General features: G+C 46.6%; 21 protein-coding genes and 1 tRNA gene. 19 read left to right on the top strand and 3 right to left on the bottom strand.

What is annotated here, in order from left to right:
- Window positions 1-40 precede the first annotated feature (40 nt).
- The 3 genes from QUA10_RS21960 to QUA10_RS21950 all read left to right on the top strand — a co-directional run bounded on the left by QUA10_RS21960 (window position 41) and on the right by QUA10_RS21950 (window position 5,540).
- Entirely contained in the window at window positions 41-2,203 is a 2,163-nt protein-coding gene (locus QUA10_RS21960) for a CBS domain-containing protein (RefSeq protein WP_333084663.1), read from the top strand.
- Window positions 2,204-3,304: 1,101 nt separating this feature from the next.
- On the top strand, window positions 3,305-4,171 hold the full coding sequence (gene bchL / locus QUA10_RS21955) for a ferredoxin:protochlorophyllide reductase (ATP-dependent) iron-sulfur ATP-binding protein (RefSeq protein ID WP_006634709.1): 867 nt from the start codon (window positions 3,305-3,307) through the stop codon (window positions 4,169-4,171).
- 34 nt (window positions 4,172-4,205) lie between these two features.
- Window positions 4,206-5,540, top strand: coding sequence for a DUF5331 domain-containing protein (locus tag QUA10_RS21950; protein ID WP_333084662.1), 1,335 nt, complete (start codon window positions 4,206-4,208; stop codon window positions 5,538-5,540).
- An 86-nt stretch (window positions 5,541-5,626) separates the two neighbouring features.
- On the opposite strand, the gene QUA10_RS21945 is transcribed toward QUA10_RS21950, so the two are convergent.
- Entirely contained in the window at window positions 5,627-5,779 is a 153-nt protein-coding gene (locus tag QUA10_RS21945) for a hypothetical protein (RefSeq protein ID WP_333084660.1), read from the bottom strand.
- Between the two features lie 239 nt (window positions 5,780-6,018).
- Here QUA10_RS21945 and QUA10_RS21940 point away from each other — a divergent pair, with 239 nt between their 5' ends.
- Both QUA10_RS21940 and QUA10_RS21935 read left to right on the top strand, forming a co-directional pair.
- A complete protein-coding gene (locus tag QUA10_RS21940) occupies window positions 6,019-7,428 on the top strand; it encodes a ferredoxin:protochlorophyllide reductase (ATP-dependent) subunit N (RefSeq protein ID WP_199297522.1) in 1,410 nt (469 codons plus the stop codon).
- Window positions 7,429-7,788: 360 nt separating this feature from the next.
- Window positions 7,789-9,225, top strand: coding sequence for a GUN4 domain-containing protein (locus tag QUA10_RS21935; protein ID WP_333084659.1), 1,437 nt, complete (start codon window positions 7,789-7,791; stop codon window positions 9,223-9,225).
- 196 nt (window positions 9,226-9,421) lie between these two features.
- On the opposite strand, the gene QUA10_RS29175 is transcribed toward QUA10_RS21935, so the two are convergent.
- Together QUA10_RS29175 and QUA10_RS21930 are read right to left on the bottom strand one after the other, a co-directional pair.
- Complete coding sequence (locus QUA10_RS29175; RefSeq protein ID WP_445243601.1) at window positions 9,422-9,709, bottom strand: transposase; 288 nt, start codon at window positions 9,707-9,709, stop codon at window positions 9,422-9,424.
- Complete coding sequence (locus tag QUA10_RS21930) at window positions 9,621-9,905, bottom strand: hypothetical protein (protein ID WP_333084658.1); 285 nt, start codon at window positions 9,903-9,905, stop codon at window positions 9,621-9,623. The genes QUA10_RS29175 and QUA10_RS21930 overlap by 89 nt, the downstream gene beginning before the upstream one ends.
- Between QUA10_RS21930 and QUA10_RS21925 the strand changes: the two genes are divergently transcribed.
- The 14 genes from QUA10_RS21925 (at window position 9,904) to QUA10_RS21860 (ending at window position 20,748) form a co-directional block, all read left to right on the top strand.
- A complete protein-coding gene (locus QUA10_RS21925; protein ID WP_333084657.1) occupies window positions 9,904-10,173 on the top strand; it encodes a type II toxin-antitoxin system HicA family toxin in 270 nt (89 codons plus the stop codon). The genes QUA10_RS21930 and QUA10_RS21925 overlap by 2 nt on opposite strands.
- Window positions 10,145-10,510, top strand: a complete 366-nt coding sequence (locus tag QUA10_RS21920; protein ID WP_333086369.1) for a type II toxin-antitoxin system HicB family antitoxin — start codon at window positions 10,145-10,147, stop codon at window positions 10,508-10,510. The genes QUA10_RS21925 and QUA10_RS21920 overlap by 29 nt, the downstream gene beginning before the upstream one ends.
- A 299-nt stretch (window positions 10,511-10,809) precedes the next feature.
- Window positions 10,810-11,865, top strand: coding sequence for a hypothetical protein (locus QUA10_RS21915; protein ID WP_333084654.1), 1,056 nt, complete (start codon window positions 10,810-10,812; stop codon window positions 11,863-11,865).
- 372 nt (window positions 11,866-12,237) lie between these two features.
- A complete protein-coding gene (locus tag QUA10_RS21910) occupies window positions 12,238-12,447 on the top strand; it encodes a hypothetical protein (protein ID WP_333084652.1) in 210 nt (69 codons plus the stop codon).
- 173 nt (window positions 12,448-12,620) lie between these two features.
- Window positions 12,621-13,289 (top strand): DUF3318 domain-containing protein, encoded by a 669-nt coding sequence (locus tag QUA10_RS21905; protein WP_015178535.1) that lies wholly within the window; start codon window positions 12,621-12,623, stop codon window positions 13,287-13,289.
- A gap of 396 nt (window positions 13,290-13,685) precedes the next feature.
- Window positions 13,686-14,687 (top strand): sugar transferase, encoded by a 1,002-nt coding sequence (locus QUA10_RS21900; protein WP_333084651.1) that lies wholly within the window; start codon window positions 13,686-13,688, stop codon window positions 14,685-14,687.
- A 548-nt stretch (window positions 14,688-15,235) separates the two neighbouring features.
- The gene (locus tag QUA10_RS21895) at window positions 15,236-15,673 is read left to right on the top strand and encodes an ATP-binding protein (protein WP_015178537.1); all 438 of its coding nucleotides are present in this window, start codon (window positions 15,236-15,238) and stop codon (window positions 15,671-15,673) included.
- 162 nt (window positions 15,674-15,835) lie between these two features.
- Window positions 15,836-17,104, top strand: a complete 1,269-nt coding sequence (locus tag QUA10_RS21890) for a WcaI family glycosyltransferase (protein WP_333084649.1) — start codon at window positions 15,836-15,838, stop codon at window positions 17,102-17,104.
- A gap of 337 nt (window positions 17,105-17,441) precedes the next feature.
- Window positions 17,442-17,678, top strand: a complete 237-nt coding sequence (locus QUA10_RS21885) for a hypothetical protein (RefSeq protein WP_333084647.1) — start codon at window positions 17,442-17,444, stop codon at window positions 17,676-17,678.
- Window positions 17,679-17,710: 32 nt separating this feature from the next.
- Window positions 17,711-18,346 (top strand): bis(5'-nucleosyl)-tetraphosphatase (symmetrical) YqeK, encoded by a 636-nt coding sequence (gene yqeK, locus QUA10_RS21880; RefSeq protein WP_333084645.1) that lies wholly within the window; start codon window positions 17,711-17,713, stop codon window positions 18,344-18,346.
- A 138-nt stretch (window positions 18,347-18,484) separates the two neighbouring features.
- Entirely contained in the window at window positions 18,485-18,904 is a 420-nt protein-coding gene (gene rsfS / locus QUA10_RS21875) for a ribosome silencing factor (RefSeq protein ID WP_333084643.1), read from the top strand.
- A gap of 2 nt (window positions 18,905-18,906) precedes the next feature.
- The gene (locus tag QUA10_RS21870) at window positions 18,907-19,416 is read left to right on the top strand and encodes a CGLD27 family protein (protein WP_333084641.1); all 510 of its coding nucleotides are present in this window, start codon (window positions 18,907-18,909) and stop codon (window positions 19,414-19,416) included.
- 181 nt (window positions 19,417-19,597) lie between these two features.
- The gene (locus QUA10_RS21865) at window positions 19,598-20,551 is read left to right on the top strand and encodes an asparaginase (RefSeq protein WP_333084640.1); all 954 of its coding nucleotides are present in this window, start codon (window positions 19,598-19,600) and stop codon (window positions 20,549-20,551) included.
- Window positions 20,552-20,671: 120 nt separating this feature from the next.
- Window positions 20,672-20,748: transfer RNA gene (locus QUA10_RS21860), tRNA-Met, on the top strand.
- The last annotated feature ends 126 nt before the right edge of the window (window positions 20,749-20,874 follow it).

Raw genomic sequence — 20,874 nt, 5'->3', positions numbered from 1 at the left:
CTCCAAAATTGTAACAACTCATTAAGTAAAATTAATAATCATGCTACAAGAAGAAAAATTACAACATTTCCGAGATTCAGCCCCGCAGTTGCCCGTAATTAAATCATCAGAACCCGCTGGACGGCCCAACAGCCGGCCAATCTACTCCTCGCCTTTAGATCGGGCGATCGACCGCCACCCCCTCACCGTGGCTCCAGAAACCCCGATCGCCCAGGTGTTGGCTCTCATGAACCCGATGCGCGTCTCCTGTCACCTTTGTGGCGAAAAACAAAACGCTGTTGCTAGCGCAGCCAAGCGTAGTTGCGTGTTAGTCGTCGAAGATAATCGGCCCATCGGCATTTTTACAGAACGGGATATCGTCAAGCTAACTACCGTCGCAGCTTGTACAGTCGGACTGACAATTGCTGACGTAATGACTCGATCGCCCATTACCCTCAAAAAATCCGAGTCTCAAGATATTTTCACAGCTATGTTCACGTTGCGCCAGCACTCCATCCGGCATTTGCCCGTAGTGGACGAGGACTCGCGACTTATCGGCATCATCACCCGCGAAGCCATTCACGAAGCCCTGCAACCGATTAACTTGCTAACCAATTTGCGCTGTGCAGCAGATATCATGACTAAAGAAGTCATTTCTGCTCCAAAAACTGCCTCAGCCCTCGATTTAGCCCAGCTCATGGTCAAGCATCGAGTTAGTTCCGTCGTCATTGTCCAAGAGCAAACTCAGCATCCTGATCGGGCGATCGCACCAACACAAAATTATCAAATTCCGATCGGCATTGTCACCGAGCGCGACATCGTGCAGTTTCACGCCCTCGAACTCAACCTCTCGGAAATCCCAGCAGCAACGGCAATGAGTGCGCCTTTATTTTGCATATCTCCCGCCGATTCCCTCTGGAGTGTCCACCAGTCCATGCAGCGGCACTGCGTCCGTCGTTTGGTAGTAGTTGGCAGCCAGGGAGAACTTTTGGGTGTTGTCTCTCAGACAAGTTTGCCGCAAGTTTTTAACCAATCTGAAATGTATGGGACGATCGAGCTGTTGCAACAAGCAGTTGACGATCGAGCCACCCAATTGCAGAAAGCCAACGAACTTTTGCAGCAAGAAATTTTAGAGCGGCAGCGGGCCCAAGAAGCCCTGCGCCAAGCTCACGACGACTTAAAACAACAAGTTGAAGAACGCACCGCTCAACTTTTAGAATCAAATGAATTGTTGAGACGGGATATTATCAAGCGCCAGCGAGTTGAAGAAGTCCTGCGGCGAAAGCAAACTTGCTTGAAAAATCAAGCGCAGCAATTAGAGGAAACTGTGCGAAAGTTGCAGCAAACTCAAACTCAATTGGTGCAAACCGAAAAAATGTCTTCTTTGGGACAAATGATTGCCGGTATCGCTCACGAAATTAACAACCCTGTTAATTTTATCTACGGCAACCTTTCCCACGCCAGCCACTACATCAAAGAATTGCTCCAACTGTTGCAACTTTACCAGCAGCACTATCCCGAACCAGTCTCGGAAATTCGGAAAGCAGCAGCAGATATGGAAGTCGATTTTTTGGTAGAAGACTTATCTAAGATCCTGTCTTCTATGCAAGTAGGAACCGAGCGCATCCGCCAAATAGTTGTGTCGATGCGTAATTTTTCGCGATCCGATCAATCTAACATCAAGCTCGTTGACATTCACGAGGGACTTGAAACCACTTTGTTGATTTTGCAGCACCGGCTCAAAGCCCACGGCGCACATCCAACTATTCACATTATTAAAGAATACGGTAATTTGCCCAACATCGAGTGCTGTGCCGGTCAGATCAATCAGGTGTTCATGAATATTATCGGCAATGCTATTGATGCTTTGGATGAAGAAATCCAGAAAGGGGAATGGGCGGCGAGAAATGCGAAAAATTCACCCCCGTCAAATCCTAGTTCTCCATTGACTGTTCCCACAATAAAAATTCGTACTGAAGTTGTTGGCGGCGATTTTGTCGCGATCCGCATTTCCGACAACGGGCGGGGCATACCGGATGAGATTCGCCACCAATTATTTGACCCGTTTTTTACTACCAAACCAGTCGGAAAGGGCACTGGGTTGGGACTGTCGATTTCTTACCATTTAGTTGTCGAACAGCACGGGGGGCGACTCGATTGCGTTTCGGAAGCTGGACGGGGCACTGAATTTGCGATCGAGATTCCGATCGTCAGTGGTCATTAGTCAGCAGTCATAGGATTTTAGATTTTAGATTTAAAAATTGAAGAATTGAAGAATTGAAGAATTGAAGAATTGGAAATGACTCATTAAGCTCGTGGTTTGGAGCACGGGCCTACAGTTGCATTCTTTTTTTCAACTGGTATCAGTAGTCATGGGGAAGACATGATATTCTCCCAATCCCCCACTCTCCCCATCCACTCTCCTTCTTCCCGACTCACTCCCCCACTCTCCAACTCCCCAGCATTTCCTAAAAATTCACAATTTTTTACAAAACACCCGAAACCCCAGCAAAGTGAATGTTTCCCAATCTAGAATCTAAAATCCCATAACTTTCTCCCTCTTCCCGACTCACTTCCCCACTCTCCGACTCCCCACCATTTCCTAAAAATTTACAATTTTTTACAAAACACCCGAAACCCCAGCAAAGTGAATGTTTCCCAATCTAAAATCTAAAATCTAAAATCTAAAATCCCATCACTTTGCTCTCCCCTGGCCCAACTGATCTGAACTCACTTCGAGTTTGCCTCATCCACTAGCGCCTTTATGACCGTTCCACTTACCCACACAAGCCATCAACTGCCTGCATCCTAGCCCCAAAGCCAAAAGCCCAGATTGTTTGAGAAGTTAATTTTTGTTTTGTTTTTGTACCTCTTTATATTAAGAAAGTATTATAAAATCCATTTAAAATCTAAAAATAATCTAAAAATAGATTTTTATATCAAAAAAACAGTTAAGATTACTAAAGATGCAAAATAAACAAATTTACTAGCATTTTCATTTAGAGGCCCCCTTTCTTTTCATCGCAAGTTAGCTAATAATGCTTTCAACGAGGTGACTAAGGGCTGAGTCCAAAATTGGTCTAACCCAAAGACGGATACAAGCCCCAAACAAAAGTGGTCGAGAGAGAAAATTTTAGTTAGAGAGAAGCCCCAGATTCATCTGTGGAGTCCATTCTTTAATCTCAAATTTGAAATCTCAAATCGACTGACAGTAAGGGAATTGCAATTGGGCTATTGCAATTGGGCTATGGCAATTGGGCGATCGAAAAAAAGCATGAAAACCCAGCCCTCATCGTTTTGATAGAAACCTATAGGAGAACAAAGAGTGAAACTCGCAGTTTACGGAAAAGGTGGAATTGGCAAATCGACAACAAGCTGCAACATCTCCGTTGCCCTAGCCAAGCGCGGCAAGAAAGTTTTGCAAATCGGTTGCGATCCAAAGCACGACAGCACATTTACCCTCACTGGCTTCTTGATCCCCACAATTATTGACACCCTTCAGCAAAAGGACTATCACTACGAAGACGTTTGGCCCGAAGATGTCATCTACAAAGGCTACGGCGGCGTTGACTGCGTAGAAGCAGGCGGCCCTCCCGCAGGAGCTGGCTGCGGCGGCTATGTAGTCGGTGAAACCGTCAAACTCCTCAAAGAACTCAATGCCTTCGACGAATACGACATCATCCTGTTCGACGTGCTCGGTGACGTAGTGTGCGGCGGTTTTGCAGCCCCCTTGAACTACGCCGACTACTGCATGATTGTTACTGACAACGGGTTCGACGCTTTATTTGCAGCCAACCGCATCGCCGCCTCAGTCCGCGAAAAAGCCCGCACTCACCCGTTGCGGCTCGCCGGTTTAATTGGCAACCGCACCTCAAAGCGCGACTTGATCGACAAGTACATTGACTCTGTACCGATGCCGGTGCTGGAAGTGCTGCCCCTGATTGAAGACATTCGCGTTTCTCGCGTCAAAGGCAAAACATTGTTTGAGATGGCCGAAAGCGATCCTTCCCTCAACTACGTCTGCGATTACTACCTCAACATCGCTGACCAGATTTTGGCAATGCCCGAAGGAGTAGTGCCCAACGACACGCCAGATCGCGAATTATTTGCCTTACTTTCAGATTTTTATCTAAATCCAGTGCAACCGGTGGTCAAGAAGGAGGAAGATGAGCTAGACCTGATGATGGTTTAATAGGTCTAGCGATCAGGATGAGGATAAAGAGGTTATGGCTTTTTTTGATACTTTTTCAGTTGCTCTCAAACAGAAGTGGTTGGACTACTACCAGGTAAATCGGGCTTGGCTGCTCCTGCACATGACGGCTGAGAACACGGTCGCCACACCCGACGGCGGGAAAAGGCCTGTTTCTTACCTCATCCTGGGAATTGCGGCTGCCCTGGAGCCGGAACTCCAGCAATTAATGCTGCCCTTCTCAAAACTCAAGCCGGATGCAGACAGCCTGATCGAAGTGTTGGGACTCAATTTTGACCCGGACATCGCGCTGGGTATGCCCTCAAATATCGCGCCGCAGACGGCCGGTAAATCTCCAACACCCACAGCAGATCAAACTGCAACTGCAGCACCCGCCGCAGCTCGAACTGCAACTGCAGCACCCGCCGCAGCTCAAGCTCAAACTGCAACTGCAGCACCCGCCGCAGCCAAATCTAATAAATTGGGGGGTGCTGCCTTGGCAACAGCCGGAGTAGTCGCCGGAGTCGCCGGAGCAGCAGGTCTGGCAGCAGCAGCGTCAGCACTGAGCTCAGAGGAGGAATCCTTCGATGAGTTTGAGGAAGAAGCGGTCTCCGACTTCGACATGGGCGATGACGAGGAAGAAGCGGTCTCCGACTTCGACATGGGCGATGACGAGGAAGAAGCGGTCTCCGACTTCGACATGGACGATGAGGAGGAAGAAGCGGTCTCCGACTTCGACATGGGCGATGACGAGGAAGAAGCCTCGGCTTTGGACGGTCTCGGTCTCGAAGACGATGAGGAAGACGCCGTATCTGACTTTGATATGGGCGACGATGAGGAAGACGCCGTATCTGACTTTGATATGGGCGACGATGAGGAAGAAGAAGCTTTGGCTTTGGGCGGTCTCGACCTCGGCGACGATGAGGAAGAAGAAGCTTTGGCTTTGGGCGGTCTCGACCTCGGCGATGACGAGGAAGATGAAGCCTCGGCTTTGGGCGGTCTCGACCTCGGCGATGACGAGGAAGATGAAGCCTCACAATTTGGGACTTTGACCTCTGGAGATCTCGAAGCGGGGATTTCCGATCCGTTTGGGGAAGAAGATGCAGAGTTTGTCGCCGAAGAAATACCCGATCCTTTTGGGACAGCGACCTCAGATGACCTAGATATGGATCTGGGCGACTTGGACGATGACGGTATTGACGATTTCTCTGTATCTGATGACGATGACCTCGACGATCTCGGACTTGACGATCTGGGGGAAGCAACTACCGGAGATCCTGACGAAGATGATTTAGATGCTCTAGGTCTCGGCGATTTGGATTCCGACGATGAGGATGAAGAAATTTCCGGCTTTTTATCTGATTTTAAGTGAGGTTGTTGCGATCGCCCAAATCTCTTCTAGTCTTGAAGTTTCCCGCTCTATTTGTGAGTTGTGAGTTGCGAGTTGTTAATTTTTAATTAGCTCAAACTCACAACTGCCAAAAGGCTTTTTGCCTTAGCGATGTGAAGTAAACTAAATCCCTGCTGTGAGGGATTGTATGCCCTCGCGCAGAATTTTTTAGCCAGAATTTGGGATGCTGCGGCTACTGCGGAAATATTGAGTGGTTGCATCTATTTTTCACAGGAATTAGCCCAAAAATAGGTATTTCTATTTATTGTTCGCTGTGCGTCGCAATCGCGCTTTCACAGGTATTTTCTCGCCACTGCGCCTGTTCGTGTTCGAGAGGAAAAACAACCTATTCCTATCCTGGGCGATCGCACCAAGATGCTCGCAAAATCCAGGTGTTTCCTCGCTCCGCCGCAAGTCCTGTTCGAGACGAAAAACAATTTAAAGGGAGAAGATTTGAGATATGACTGCTATTACTACTAATGAACCGGAAGCTTTAAACTTTGAATGTGAAACAGGCAATTATCACACATTTTGTCCGATTAGCTGCGTAGCTTGGCTTTATCAAAAAATTGAAGATAGCTTTTTCTTGGTCATCGGTACCAAGACTTGCGGCTATTTCTTGCAAAACGCAATGGGCGTGATGATCTTTGCTGAGCCTCGCTATGCGATGGCTGAGTTGGAAGAGGGCGATATTTCCGCTCAGTTAAACGATTATGATGAGTTGAAGCGGCTGTGCTTGCAAATTAAGCGCGATCGTAACCCCAGTGTAATTGTTTGGATCGGCACTTGCACCACCGAAATCATCAAAATGGATTTGGAAGGGTTAGCACCGAAACTCGAAGCAGAAATTGGCATTCCCATCGTGACAGCGCGCGCTAACGGCTTGGATTACGCTTTTACTCAAGGGGAAGATACCGTTTTAGCAGCGATGGCTGCTAAATGTCCTGAGAAAGCGCCCGTGATGGAATCTCAGAAACAAGAACGCAATGCTATCTCTCAACTGCTGAATTTCGGCAAGAAAAAAGAGGAAGTTGCAGCAGATGAATCGGAATATGTCAAGCACACACCGCTGGTACTTTTTGGTTCTTTGCCCGATCCGGTTGTTACTCAGCTAACCTTAGAATTGAAGAAGCAAGGAATCAAAGTTTCCGGTTGGCTTCCTTCCAAGCGCTACACTGAATTGCCAGTCTTGGAAGAAGGTTATTATGTATCGGGTATGAATCCGTTCTTGTCGCGTACTGCTTCTACGTTGATGCGCCGCCGCAAGTGTAAGCTAATTGGTGCGCCATTCCCGATCGGCCCTGACGGAACTCGCGCTTGGATTGAAAAGATTTGCTCAGTGTTGGGAATTGAACCAAAAGGTTTGGACGAAAGAGAAGCGCAAATCTGGGCGGGTTTAGAAGATTACCTGCAAATAATTCGCGGCAAATCTGTCTTCTTTATGGGAGACAATTTGCTAGAGATTTCTTTAGCACGTTTCTTGATTCGCTGTGGCATGACTTGCCCGGAAATTGGAATTCCTTACATGGACAAGCGCTATCAGGCGGCAGAATTGGCTTTGTTAGAAAAGACTTGTCACGAGATGGGAGTTCCTACTCCTCGGATTGTGGAGAAACCAGACAATTACAATCAGTTGCAGCGGATTTACGAGCAGAATATTGATTTGGTGATTACGGGTATGGCTCACGCTAATCCTTTGGAAGCGCGGGGGATTAATACTAAGTGGTCTGTTGAGTTTACTTTTGCTCAGATTCACGGCTTTGGTAATGCGCGGGATATTTTGGAGTTGGTGACTCGTCCGCTGCGCCGGAATAATTCGCTGAAGGATTTGGGTTGGGGTAATTTGGTGAAGAATGAGGCTCAGGTTTAATTTGTGAATTTCACCTGACTCCTAGCGAGGGTGGGCAATGCCCGCCCTTTTTTATTAGAATAGTACAAGCATCTATAGAACCCATTTGAGATCTATTGCTGTAAGCGTAAGCCCTGTGCGATATGGATTTGGACTCTTTTGCTACCATTGCCCCATGATTTCTCGTCTTGTAGCTATTGAGTTATGTGAGACGACTTGTTTGTCTGCCTGATTTTTTCAGGAAAGATATCAAATGGGTTCTATAAGGATATTAAACTATCCTGATGGAGCGGCAAGGGTTACAAACTTTATCTCTTTTTTTGTTCTCATGGCTGTTCAATCCACCTAATCCTTCTAAAATCATTATTTACTTAATTAAAAATGGTTTCAACTCAAGACCTATTTTCCCAAACAACTTGCTACATTAATGGTCACCCAAAAAACGGAGAAGTTTTAGCTGTAGCCACCTATGTACATTGTCGCCGAATATGTTTTCAATTTGAAGGGGAAAACCGAGGAACATGGATTCCAGAATCAGTATTCGTAGGAGAAGAAATAGCACCAACACCCGCACCAACACCCGCACCAACACCCGCACCAACACCCGCACCAACACCCACACCCGCACCCGCACCATCGCCGACAAATACAACATCATCGCCACAACCCAGCGAACAAATTCTTCAGATAAATACTGAAGTCAATGCTAATCCTCAACTACGACAACTGAAGCAAGAATCTAATTCAAATGCTTGGAATAGTCTAGTTAATTGGATTGGTGAATCTGTTTGTGAAATTAATTTTGCTGCATCTGAAGCGTCTGTTAAAAGGCTAAAGCACAGCTACCGAGACAAATCTCCCTATGAAATTGCTCATGTTCTTATCGTTCAAAAATCCTTACAAGCGGCGGGAGTGGATTTAGTTAGAGGAATTCCGCGAGCAGAAGCTGTCATCAGGGGGATAGCTAAGTACGATTTACCAGAAATCTCCAAACTCTCGGCAGAAATGGTTTATCAGATTGCCAATATTTATGGATTTAACTTACAAGAACCCGAACGAAAAATTGAAGCTTTAACAGCCTTTGGTGCAGCTTTTTTGGGAGAAAGAGCTATTGAGGCAGGTATAGACTGGCTAGAGTATGGAATGATTCCCAGTAAAATAATAAGTGCTGCTGCTAAAGCCCTCATGATTTATGCAGTAGGCCATGCTGCTTGTATGTTCTACGAAGCTAAACTTAATCAACATATTAATCCATTAACTTCGCCAACAGTTATAAATAAAATTAGGGAACAAAGTCAACATTATTTAGATAACGCTACTTCCGAAGAAGAAATCCTTGCTCTGATTTCTCGCGAAATCAATACGGTTTTGACTATAGACTATACTAGACTCAGTAGTTTACTAAAAGCGGGAGAATGGAAAAAAGCAGACCAAGAAACCTGTGACATCATAGTAAAGATAGCTAACCGTGATTTTGAGGGAAATCTGAGAATATTGCCCCGTGATGATTTACACACTATTAATCAACTTTGGTCACAGAATAGTAATGGACATTTTGGTTTTAAGGCGCAAAAACAAATTTATTCGGATGTGTCAAAAAAAGTAGGGGATTTTGGAGAAAAGATTGGCTGGAGAAGAGACCCAGGTATATTTGGTGGAATTTTTGCTTGGAAGTCTTATGGAGCGTTAACATTTAACCTAAATAATGCTCCTAAAGGACATTTACCAGCTTTCCCTTTAGATATGCCTTGGTGGTATCACAAAGGTGAAACAACTAGAGATTTTGCCCAATCGATTTTAGAGAGAAACGATTGGTAAAGATTGATAAAGAAAGCTGCATATTTCACGGAATAAGTTTCTACCAATATGCAGCTTTCTTGTCTGTGTTTATTTCCCCACTCGTCATTATTCAAGCAATGACTTAACGTAAGTGTTTCCCCGCCTATCCGTTTATAGAACCCATTTGAGATCTTTTAGGCAATCGCTTCGGGGTAAATCTCCTCCAAGGCTTTAGTCAGTTTCTCAGGGTGATAGCCGTTATCAAGCAAACATGATCAAGGTCGTCCACTGCGGTTTTTTTTGACTTGTTCGCGCACCTTACCTTGCCATGCAAGGCTGTCTCAATCCGCTCGATTGAGCCATCCTCACACCAGTTTTGGTAATGCCAGAAGACCGTTGAATATGGCGGTAGATCTTTGGGTAAGTCCGCCCAATTACAACCATTTTTGAGCTGATAAAATATGCCATTGAGGAGTTGTCGCTTTGTCCACACTGGCGGTCGAGTTTTCTTCTTCTGCGACAGTAACGGCTCGATAATTTCCCACTCTTTGTCTGTCAAATCGCTTGAATATCTCATTAATATCCCTGGGATACTGGCATTCCCTCAACTTTGTCGATTCTACTCGATCGCCCGTGATCTGTCGATCGCCCGTGATCTGTCGATCGCCCGTTGTCTGTTGATCGTCAAAAGATCTCAAATGGGTTCTATAAAAATTCATGGGCAAGTTAGGAAAACTGGTAGAACAATTTTTAGCAAATCCACCAGAAGTGCGGTTTGACGATGTGTGCTATATCCTAACTGCTTTTGGGTTTGAAGAAAAGCGATCGAAAGGAAGTCACCATTCTTTCCGAAATGCCGATGGATTAAAGATTACAGTCCCTAAAAAGGGCGGTCAGAAGGTAAAAGGAGTCTACGTCAGGCAAATTGTGGCATTATTGAAGTTAGAGGAATGGAGCGATGAATCAGAAGATGAAAGTCAAGCTTAAATCCCTAGATTATTACTTGAGCCTGAAATATCCTATCAATTTTTATCCAGAACCTGAAGGTTATACAGCTATAATTAAAGACCTTCCTGGCTGTATGTCTCAGGGTGAAACTTTGTCCGAAGCGATGGAGAATATTCAGGAAGCGAGGGAATTGTGGATAGAGACTGCTTATGACTGCGGCGATGAGATTCCTTTACCTGCAACGGAGGTTGAGTATAGCGGAAGTCTATCTTTACAGATTCCTAAATCTCTACATTTGAGTTTAGCAGAAAAAGCGGAAAGGGAAGGAGTTAGTCTTGACCAGTACATTCTGGTTGTGTTAAGTAAAGCAGGTTAAAAGATAATCAGATAAGGACGATCGAGTTTGAGGGAGGGTTAAAGGGCGATTCCCTGCGGGATAGCTTCGCTTCACGCTCTTTTATTTTTTTATGAACCGCTGATGCAGGCAGATTAACGCAGATTAACGCGGATGAAGAGTGCGATCGTACTTTTGAATCAATTCGCTTTGGGGTAGCTTCACTCGCGCGGACTTTTACCCAACTTTTCCAGAATTTCAGGCCACGCGCCCGTAACACAATTCAGGAAGCGCCGCCTATAATCGAAACTAGCCCAACTCTCATCATTTGAGAAACCGCCATGAGTCAAGACAACGAAAAAATTAGCTATTCAGAGAAAACAGAACGTCTCAGAGTTATCGGTCAGTTTATCAAAACTGTGACGCCGATGATTTGGACGATCGTAATTTTAGTAGTCATCATTCCCCTATTAGGTAACTTTTTAATTTCCCAGTCCCTAACCAATACCGGAACCACAGCAGTTGTCGTCTCCCCGCCGCACGATTTTAGCAAAGTCAACCAAGACATTAAAAACGCTATCCAACAATCCCATACAACAGCCGAAACTTTCGCCTCTAAAGAATTGGACAAATGGGAAACCGAAGTAATTGCCAGAGTTGACAATAGCTTTCTCGATTGGTACTTCGATTACTTCACTCAAAAAAAGATGGAGTTTACCGTACCTTTTAATTTTGTGAAATCTGCCGTACTCAACAGATTTGATATGACAGCAGCGTCTCAAGCTGTTTCCGAAAAATTAACCGAAGACTTTCAAAGAGAATTTGCTAACCGCGTGCTGGTACCTAAAAACGCTCAACTGCGATTTCAATTAATCACTCAAGATACTGCTAATTTGTACATATCAGAAGTTAGCAAGAATGTGAAAGTAGTTCAAAACAATTATAATATACCGCAAGTACAGTGGGACAAATATCTGAACGATATTGCTACCACAATTAGCGACAAAGGAAACGTCTCGAATTTATCATTAAAAGTATTAGTTGGCGGCAGTGGGTACTTGGTTGCTAAACCCTTGATTTTGGGAGTAGCAGCTAAAGTTGGTAGTAAAGTTACGGCAAAAGTGGCCAGCAAAGCCGCCGCCAAGGTAGCCACAAAAACAGGCGGTACAGTGGCTAGTCAGTTGGGAGTAAGTTTAATCGATCCGATTGTCGGCATCGGAATTATCATTTGGGATTTGTGGGATTATAATCATACAGTAAAAGTAGAAAGGCCGATTTTGCGGGAACACATTTTAGAATACTTGAAAGATGTCAAAAAGTCCCTGCTTACCAATCCTGAAAGCGGGATTATGGCAGCAATTTATCAGTTGGAAAGCGGTATTTTGAAGTCACTTTAATCATTTAAATCGCGTCTGAATGATGTGTGTAAATTCCCGGAAAGTGGTAAGTCCACTGCAAGAAGGAAAGGGGGGAGACCAGCAGTTAGTGCCAGCAGCGCGCTATCCGACTCGCTACTGTGCGCGATCGAACACCCGACTGTGGGCGATCGCGCTCATGTAGCAAAAAAAGAGAAAAAAATGAATGTTAAACGAGGCAAAAAAAGAGAGGATGTGGGGACAAAAAGAAGAGTTACATGACTTTATTTGCCATAAACAAAGATATCCCGTAATCGAAGACAAAACAAGCTGTTAGACTCATATTACACGGATTTAGTTTTTGCCAATTTAAAAAAATTAGCTATCGATTATGAGTTTCGGGACTTGTGGCAGTTGCAGCCAAACAATTTAAAAGTTCCCGTTGACCGAGTTAGATTTCTGGCGGTAGTGCGTTTTACAGATGAAGCTCTAGGGCGAGGTTTGTACGGAATTCCTGAAGTATTTGACGGAGTTGTTTTAGTTCAAAAAGGCATAACTTCTAAGGCGGAAGTGTTGTCGGCTTGGTCGAAATTGTGGAAAGAAATCGAACCGTTGATGAAATAGTCGAAAGTCAAGGATCGAGTCGGCAGTTGCGATCGCCCCCTGAGACTCACATCAAGTAAATTTCCAAGTATTGGTCGATCGACCCCCGTTGCTAGACTATATTTGCATTAAAGGTTTGCTATACTCCAGAAATAGACACATATTAACCTTTGGAAAATTAATAGGCCGGAGCTATGACATCCTATGCAACCTCTACAGCAAGAGCCGAGATGAGTGAGATCCGGCGCTTGAAAAACATACTGCCCCCAGAACTCCAAAGTTGGGTAACAGTAGAAAAAACAATAGAAGTTAATCCTACCCTGATCCGCAGCGAAGAAATAGGCAAAGACCAGGTAGAAATCCAAATAGACCTGATCCGCTGGGAACAGCTAGCAATGGATCAGCGGAACCTCCTATTTTGGCACGAAGTCGCCAGAATCCAAAACGACACCATCCCCAGAGACGGTTGGGAAATGGCAGCCCTCGCCATTGGTTTAGGCGGCGCTGTCGGCGAACTTTGGGTGCAAGACGGCTTGCTGCTGTTACTAGCCCTATCCTTATGCGGTGTCTCCGGCTGGAGACTTTACCAAAAAAACAACGGAGAGAAAAGTTTAAAAGAAGCAGTAGACGCCGACGAAAAAGCCCTCGCCCTGGCAACCCGCTTCGGCTACACTCTCCCAAACGCCTACAAAAGCCTCGGCAGCGCCTTAAAAACCTTAATCGAGCAAACCTCCAAAAAACAGCAGCGGGCTAAATACGAAGCTCGTCTCCAGGCCCTCAAACGCAACGCAGCCAAAGCCAAAGCCAAAGTCAAACCCATCACCCGCGAAACCTCCCAGTCAGAAAACGTCTACAATTCTTAACCTCATCCCCCGACGCTGGTTACGGGGGTTTTCCAGTTAACCGTTAACTGTTGACTTCTGTGTTAGCTGTTAACTGTTAACTGCGATGGCTATCCGGTGCAAGACAGGCACGAAAATTATTAACGACAACATTAATCGGCCTGAATCCACAAAAATCTTGATTCCGATGTTAAAGTTTGGCCGCGACTGCGTTCAAAAATCTTTGGGCCAAAACTGGCACTGGTAGACTTAAGTCTATTTTTGCCTTTGATATCATTCTCGGCGGGCGAGTTTGCAGGTGTTTTTGTAAAGTTTGTATAAAGCTAGCCTTTTGTTAACCATAATATTTGGTAAAGGTGGAGCTGCTAGGACAGAATAGGCTAAAGACATAAGCTTGAAATTTGAAACCAGGACTTCATGGTCAGTCAAACCCCAGAGGCAGATTTTCGGGTAACGTACTCGGACGAGATTCCCTCAGTTCACATACCCGTGCGCTTGAGCGTACTTGAAGCTGTAAACTTCAAGACAACCTGCCAGCAACTTTTTTCGGAAAGCACCACCGTTCCCAGCAAGATTGTCCTAGACTTCAGTCAGACGACATTCATCGACAGTAGCGGGATCGGTGCTTTAGTCAGCAATCTGAAATTTGCCAAACAGCGTGGTAGCGACTTGGTGCTCCGAAGCCTCAAGCCGCAGGTGATGGCAGTATTTGCTCTCACCAGCCTAGATCAAGTGCTGACGATCGAGCAGCCCTCTGCAACCTCAACTCCCACAGAGACCAAGCCCTCGGACAATCAGCTACCGATGACCCACCCCTCAGTGCAATCGTGGGTGAAGCGGCTGATAGACATTGTTGGGGCAATAGTCGGTTTGATAATTACAGGAATTTTGCTCGTACCCATAGCTGCAGCCATCACTATCAACGATCCAGGCCCGATATTTTTCGGTCAAACCCGCTGTGGCTGGATGGGCAGACAATTTCGGATTTGGAAATTTCGATCGATGTGTACCAACGCCGAAGCCATGAAAGCCCAAATCAAAAATCAGGCTTCTGGCGCATTTTTCAAAAATGACAACGACCCGCGGATTACCAAGGTCGGGCGCATCTTACGCAAAACCAGCCTCGATGAACTGCCGCAGTTTTGGAACGTGCTCAAAGGCGAAATGAGTCTAGTCGGCACTAGACCGCCTACCCCAGACGAAGTTGAGCGCTACGAAGTCCCTCAGTGGCAGCGTTTGGATGTCAAACCCGGGATGACAGGGGAATGGCAAGTCAACGGTCGCTCTCAAGTCCGCGATTTTGAAGATGTCATCCGTTTAGATTTAAAATACCAACAAAACTGGAGCCTGGTGTATGACCTCAAACTAATTGTCAAAACTGTAACAGTCCTTTTTAACAAAAATAGTGGCGCTGTTTAGGAACCCTCAACAACCCACCACTTAACTTTGAGGTGCGGTTGCCAACGGGGGGGCGGGAACTCGAACTTGATACTTAGTCAAGCAGACGATCGCTAGCGATACCTACGTTAGCATTAAGTGTTAAAATTCACACGCCCAGAAAATGCACAGCTAGTTGCCAGCTCTGCAATCAGAGCATTAATAATTAGCAATTGGCGAGTTCGAGGTCATACTCAAATGATCCCAGCATGATTTTCGAGGAGGAGAAGAACTCACCTGTGTTTAGAAAAGTAGCGACTGCTAACACGGTCGAAGCTGAAATCACTTCCTCGCAAGCTGACTCGGGAATTTTTCCTATTTAAACGCCCTACCGAGGCGGATTACAGTATCGGAAGTCTCTCATTTGCTGTGCGAGTAAATGGTGCGAAAGGAATGCTCACCTTGAGGCAAAACGGGCTTCTTCAACTCAAGCTTGACTTAACTAATATGTTGCCAAGACCTTGCCCTCCTTTTTCTCTCCCTCCGGCGCTGAGTACAGCGGTGGTGGGGGCCGACCAGGGGGAAGAAAGATGAAAGACAAGCAACCAAAGGCCGAGTGGCACCTGCAGGTTGAAACAGACCTGAATGCTTTAACATCCGTTTTGGAATGGTTGGAGAATATCGTTTTGCCCATGATACCAGCGGATTTCTGGTGGCAGTGCCGGCTGATAATCAACGAAGGCTTTACAAACGCTGTCCGCCACGCTCACCAGAACTTGCCCCCCACGACACCCATCGACATTGAGGTAAAAGTGTTTGCCGATTACTTAGAAATTAGGATTTGGGACAGGGGTCAACCCTTCAACTTAGAAGCAAAGCTGCACTCAATCATGCAAGAGCAGCGCGATCCTTTGGACAGAGAGGGAGAAAGGGGACTGGTGTTCATGTACAAGCTCACAGACGACCTTCGGTATATCCGTACCGACGATCGCCGAAACTGCCTGGTAATGCGAAAAAACATTACCTGAGGGCGTGATACCCGCCCGGTCAGGGCGGCTTCTTTCGCAAAGAGTGGAAGATCCCCTCGCTCCCCTATTGTCCTACCCGGAACCCAACCACATCCTCGGCAATTCTGCGGGTACAGGCTCGATGCACGCGGCTGGAGGACAATTTGCTTCAAAATAAATATTATGCGTATTCTAATTTATTCATATAACTACTATCCAGAGCCGATCGGCATTGCCCCCCTGATGACAGAACTAGCGCAAGGCTTAGTCAAGCGCGGCCACCAAGTCCGAGTCGTCACAGGAATGCCCAACTATCCGCAGCGCCGGATTTATCCGCAATATGAGGGCAAATTTTACCTTACAGAAGAACACAACGGTGTCACAATTCAGCGCAGCTATCTGCGCGTCAACGGCCCCCACCCCAGCCTTCTAGACCGACTTGTGCTAGACGGCAGTTTTGTTGTCTCCAGCGCCGTCCAAGCTTTCAGAGGCTGGCGTCCCGACGTGATTTTCTCGACAATGCCCCCTTTACCGATTTGCGTCCCAGTCGCCTTTTACGGCTGGATTCGCGCTTGCCCGATCGTCCTCAACGTTCAGGATATCGTCTCAGAAGCAGCCGTGCGCGTCGGCTTGGTCAAAAAAAACGGACTGCTAGTTCGCATTGCTGACGCTTTGGAAAAATTGGCCTACAGCACAGCCAGCCAAGTCAGCGTCATCGATAGCGGTTTTGTCAAAAAATTGCACTCTCAGGGAGTACCCCCCGAAAAAATAGTTTGCGTTCCCAATTGGGTTGATGTCAATTTCATTCGGCCCTTACCCAAGGAAAGTAACTCATTTCGAGAAACTCACAAACTCAATGGCAAATTTGTCGTTCTCTACGCGGGCAATATTGCCCTCACTCAAGGCTTGCAAACAGTTGTCCAAGCAGCCGCTCGTTTGAAACACCTAACCGAAATCGCTTTTGTCATTGTGGGGGAATCAACAGCCTTGGCGCGCTTGCAACAAGATTGCGAAACTTACAAAGCTAATAATGTAATGCTGCTACCATTTGAACCGCGAGAAAAATTGCCCGAATTGTTAGCTGCTGCTGATGTTAGTTTAGTCGTACAAAAGCGCCGCGTTACTAACTTCAATATGCCTTCAAAAATTCAAGTAATTCTCGCCAGCGGTCGGGCAATTTTGGCTTCGGTTCCTGAAACTGGTACGGCCCAGAAAGCAGTGCAGCAGAGCGGTGGCGGGGTGGTGGTAGCGCCGGAAGATCCGCAGGCTTTGGCTGAGGCGGTTGAGGATTTGTACCTGCACCCTGCTAAGGTGGATGCGTTGGGCGTGCAAGGCAGAAATTATGCTGTGGAGAATTATGGATTTGAGGAAGCTTTGAATCATTATGAAGCTTTATTTGCGGCGGTGGCAGCGAGTCATGCTGAGAAAATATTGGCGCCTTTGCCCAAATAATATAAGCGATTGAAACCGTGCCTAGTTAGAGTGTCACAAGATGTTCCTAGCAGTACAAAAATAACGTTCGTTAACGTAAATACCAAAAAAATTAAAGACTGATATTTGAGCGATTTAAGTCCCCTATCTACGAGAAGGGGAACTGTCTCCTTCGCCATCCAGAAAGCCCTGACTACCCCGATTAAAAGTAAAATACAGATTACTGAAAAAGACTTTTGACTTCCCGTTACAACCATGTTGATTAAAGTTTTTAGGGAATTTTTTATGTTGAATTAACAAAATAATCATAAAAATTCCCAGAGAAGCAAGCAGCGGCTAAACGACAAAATAACCTTGGATGGCACGGACTAAAAATAGAAAAAATGAGATAATTACCAAAAATAGCAAGCCCATTAGACTAATTGTTCAGGTAGGGACTGTTTTGAAGATTCCAGGAGTTACCAGAAAAGATAACGTATCTGCCAAACAGCCGATCGCCCCCTTCACCCCCTTCGCCCCCTTCACCCCTCCCCATCCCAGATATCACCACACCGCTGTGTGCCCGACACAGCAGCCGATCAAAACAAAACGCTAAAATAGTAGATCCTACAATGGAGGAGTTAATATTTGACACTTTTACCCGCGCGCGAAAACGTCCTAGCTTGGCTGTCAGACAGAGTTCCTGCTGCCCGTATCAAACACATCCTCGGAGTCGAACAGACAGCAGGTGACTTGGCTCGCCATTACGGCCTCGACGAAGCAAAAGCCCGATCGGCCGGTTTGTTGCACGATTTGGCAAAATACTTCAAACCTCAACTGCTGCTGCAAATGGCCCAGAAGGAAGGTTTAGAGTTAGACTCAGTGTTGGAAGCACACCCGCATTTGCTGCACGCAGACGCGAGCGCGATCGTCGCCAGAGACGAATTCGGGGTAGTCGATCGAGAAATTTTGGACGCAATCGCCAATCACACCCTCGGCAGACCAAACATGAGTCAGCTTAGTTGTACCGTATTTGTAGCAGATACCATAGAGCCAAGCCGCGGCAACACAGCCGAACTAAAAGCACTGCGCGAGGCAAGCTTGCAAAATCTTTATGCAGCCGTGTGGCAAACTAGCGATTATTCTCTTAAATATTTGCTAGAAACTCGCTGCTACATCCACCCCCGCACCGTACTTACGCGGAATTGGGCGCTGCTTATGGCCCGCGAATCGCCGGAAACAGGAAATTCGACAGAAAAGTCGATCGAACAAATCACAAGTTAAAAGTAAAATTTACCAGAAATTCTGTCCTTACTTTTGGCTTCAACCTAACTCCTATTTCCCGTCTCAAACTGCCAACAATCGAAAGCGAATAGCTCACCGATTCCCCCTTACCCTATCAATTAGGAAATTAAACACTTAATGTCAGATCTAACTCAACTCGAATACTCCAGGGCCCAGTCTACAGCAACGGAAGGCACCTCCCCCGACGAAGCCCGTGGCATGATCATGACCGTTGCTCAAGCAGCCGATGACCGCAAAGCAGTAGATATTGTATTGCTCCGGGTGGCAGAAGTATGCTATTTGGCAGACTACTTTGCGATCATCACCGGATTTTCCAACGTGCAGGTACGAGCCATCTCCCAAGCGATAGCAGACCAAGTTGAAGAAGAGTGGCAACGCTTGCCACTACGTACACAAGGCCTATCAGACGCTAGTTGGGTCGTCATGGACTACGGCGACGCAATCATTCACATTTTGAAGCCTCAAGAGCGGGAGTTCTACAATTTAGAAGCGTTCTGGGGACACGCCGAACGCATTGACTTTTCCCCCACGCCGTGAGGATGGCTAATGTGAAAAACGTTTCTGCTTCTATTTGTCCCGTTCCGCAAGAACAGCGACCGATCAATGAATACCAAGAACTTAAAGAATCCTGGTTTTTTAGCTGGGTAACACTCAATTGGCCCGGATACCTGGCCAAACTAGCTTGGGTGTGGGCTTGGAGTTGCTTGGTATCGGGGCCGATAGCTGCTTCTAGCTTTGCTCCTGTCAAGTATCCAGCTCAGTTTGTCCTGTGCGGTGCCGCAGGTGCCGGTTTTATTCTAGGATTAGCTTTGCTGCGACTCTACTTGGGTTGGTTCTACGTGCGATCGCGCCTTTCAAATCCCACGGTCGTCTACGAAGAGTCTGGCTGGTACGATTGTCAATCTTGGCCTAAAACTCCCGAAGTTTTGCTTCAAGATCAGTTGATTGTCAACTACCAACTAGAACCAATTCTCAGGCGTCTGCGGCAAACATTTTATGGTTTGACAGTGTTGCTGGTTGCCGGGGGACTAACTTGGAGTTGTTTGTAATCGGGAATGGAAGGGAGTTTTGAGTTTTGAGATTGCCGCCCACAGCCAACAACGCACACGGAGTGCATGAGTGAGAAACGATCGCAGAAAGATTAACTTTATAACTCTTAACTGGCAGCTCGCAACTCATAACTTCCATCGGCCCCAATCTAAAATCTAAAATCTAAAATCTAAAATTGATATGACAAGGGGAAAACGAACCCAAGCTCCCGAACTGGAAGTCACACTGCTGCGCGAAGGTATTGTGGAATCGAGGCACCGCGCCCAGGCCGCTGTCTGCGACAAGCGCGGGCGCGTTCTGTCTGTTGCCGGTAACTCGGAAACGGCTACATTTGTCCGTTCTTCACTCAAGCCTTTTCAAGCTTTGGCGGTGACGGCGACTGGCACTTTAGAACGCTACGAATTGACCGATCGAGATTTAGCGATTATTTGCAGTTCCCATCAAGGTACGATCGAGCAATCGCGCCAGGTATTTAACGTCCTGTGGCGCTGCGACATTGACCCCTCTAAACTTCAATGCCCCATTCCCGAAGGCAAAAAGAGCGCCCTGCAATACAACTGCTCCGGGAAACACGCCGGAATGCTGGCTGTCTGCCAGCAACTGCACTGGCCCTTGGACACTTATTTACGCCGCAAACATCCTGTCCAGCAGCTTATTTTGGGCAAAGTGGCTGAGTTGCTGGCAATGCCTGCCGAAGAGTTTATCAGCGCTCGTGACGACTGCGGCGCTCCTACCTATTTGTTGCAGTTGGGGCAAATGGCCTCTTTGTACGCTAAGTTGGCTTCCGGCGACAATGTGGAGATGGAGCGGATTGTCCGCGCTATGACTCATCACCCGATGATGGTTGCCGGTGAGGGCAAATTTGACACGGAACTGATGCGCTTGACTCAAGGGGAATTGGTGAGCAAGTCCGGCGCCGAAGGGGTGCAGTGCATTGGCCGCGTTGGCGAAGGCATGGGCTTGGCAATTAAGGTGACGGATGGAGGAAAGCGCGCTCAATTTGCTGTGGCGATTCACTTGCTCAAGCAGTTGGGGTGGATTACTCCGACGATCGCCGAAACTCTGGCGGAGACTTACCTAACTCTCAGCGAGTTCAAGCGCTTGGAGGTAATTGGGGAAGTTTCGATGCTTTAGGGCGATCGAGACTCGCTCGCCGATTTCAGCAACCCCTCCCATAATCTAAAAAGTTTTTTTGATTTAGGGGTTGCAATTTTCAGAAAGATATGTTTATATTAGTAAAGAGACAAAAAACGACGCGGGATAGAGCAGCCTGGTAGCTCGTCGGGCTCATAACCCGAAGGTCAGTGGTTCAAATCCACTTCCCGCCACCAAATTAAACAAGACAAGCCCCGGCAGCCTAAAAGTTGCTGGGGTTTGTTTTATAGTTATTTCAAATAAAAATGAGACACTAAGTTGCACAATAAGCGCGAATAATCTCATCAAGAGATGTGGCAGAA

This window comes from Microcoleus sp. Pol8_D6 (assembly GCF_036700965.1).
Taxonomy (GTDB): domain Bacteria; phylum Cyanobacteriota; class Cyanobacteriia; order Cyanobacteriales; family Microcoleaceae; genus Microcoleus.
Note: the sequence above shows the minus strand (reverse complement) of the source record. Positions and strands in the feature narration are given on the sequence as shown.

Bases quoted from the DNA above. Each gene is read 5' to 3' on its own strand.
- QUA10_RS21945 (WP_333084660.1), bottom strand. From the start codon at position 5,779: ATGCAACCACTCAATATTTCCGCAGTAGCCGCAGCATCCCAAATTCTG.
- QUA10_RS21870 (WP_333084641.1), top strand. From the start codon at position 18,907: ATGGCTAATGTGAAAAACGTTTCTGCTTCTATTTGTCCCGTTCCGCAA.
- QUA10_RS21935 (WP_333084659.1), top strand. From the start codon at position 7,789: ATGGTTTCAACTCAAGACCTATTTTCCCAAACAACTTGCTACATTAAT.
- QUA10_RS21940 (WP_199297522.1), top strand. From the start codon at position 6,019: ATGACTGCTATTACTACTAATGAACCGGAAGCTTTAAACTTTGAATGT.
- QUA10_RS21950 (WP_333084662.1), top strand. From the start codon at position 4,206: ATGGCTTTTTTTGATACTTTTTCAGTTGCTCTCAAACAGAAGTGGTTG.
- QUA10_RS21930 (WP_333084658.1), bottom strand. From the start codon at position 9,905: ATGAATTTTTATAGAACCCATTTGAGATCTTTTGACGATCAACAGACA.
- QUA10_RS21915 (WP_333084654.1), top strand. From the start codon at position 10,810: ATGAGTCAAGACAACGAAAAAATTAGCTATTCAGAGAAAACAGAACGT.
- QUA10_RS21900 (WP_333084651.1), top strand. From the start codon at position 13,686: ATGGTCAGTCAAACCCCAGAGGCAGATTTTCGGGTAACGTACTCGGAC.
- rsfS (WP_333084643.1), top strand. From the start codon at position 18,485: ATGTCAGATCTAACTCAACTCGAATACTCCAGGGCCCAGTCTACAGCA.
- QUA10_RS21960 (WP_333084663.1), top strand. From the start codon at position 41: ATGCTACAAGAAGAAAAATTACAACATTTCCGAGATTCAGCCCCGCAG.
- QUA10_RS21925 (WP_333084657.1), top strand. From the start codon at position 9,904: ATGGGCAAGTTAGGAAAACTGGTAGAACAATTTTTAGCAAATCCACCA.
- QUA10_RS21920 (WP_333086369.1), top strand. From the start codon at position 10,145: ATGAATCAGAAGATGAAAGTCAAGCTTAAATCCCTAGATTATTACTTG.
- QUA10_RS21885 (WP_333084647.1), top strand. From the start codon at position 17,442: ATGGCACGGACTAAAAATAGAAAAAATGAGATAATTACCAAAAATAGC.
- QUA10_RS21905 (WP_015178535.1), top strand. From the start codon at position 12,621: ATGACATCCTATGCAACCTCTACAGCAAGAGCCGAGATGAGTGAGATC.
- QUA10_RS21890 (WP_333084649.1), top strand. From the start codon at position 15,836: ATGCGTATTCTAATTTATTCATATAACTACTATCCAGAGCCGATCGGC.
- QUA10_RS21865 (WP_333084640.1), top strand. From the start codon at position 19,598: ATGACAAGGGGAAAACGAACCCAAGCTCCCGAACTGGAAGTCACACTG.
- QUA10_RS21895 (WP_015178537.1), top strand. From the start codon at position 15,236: ATGAAAGACAAGCAACCAAAGGCCGAGTGGCACCTGCAGGTTGAAACA.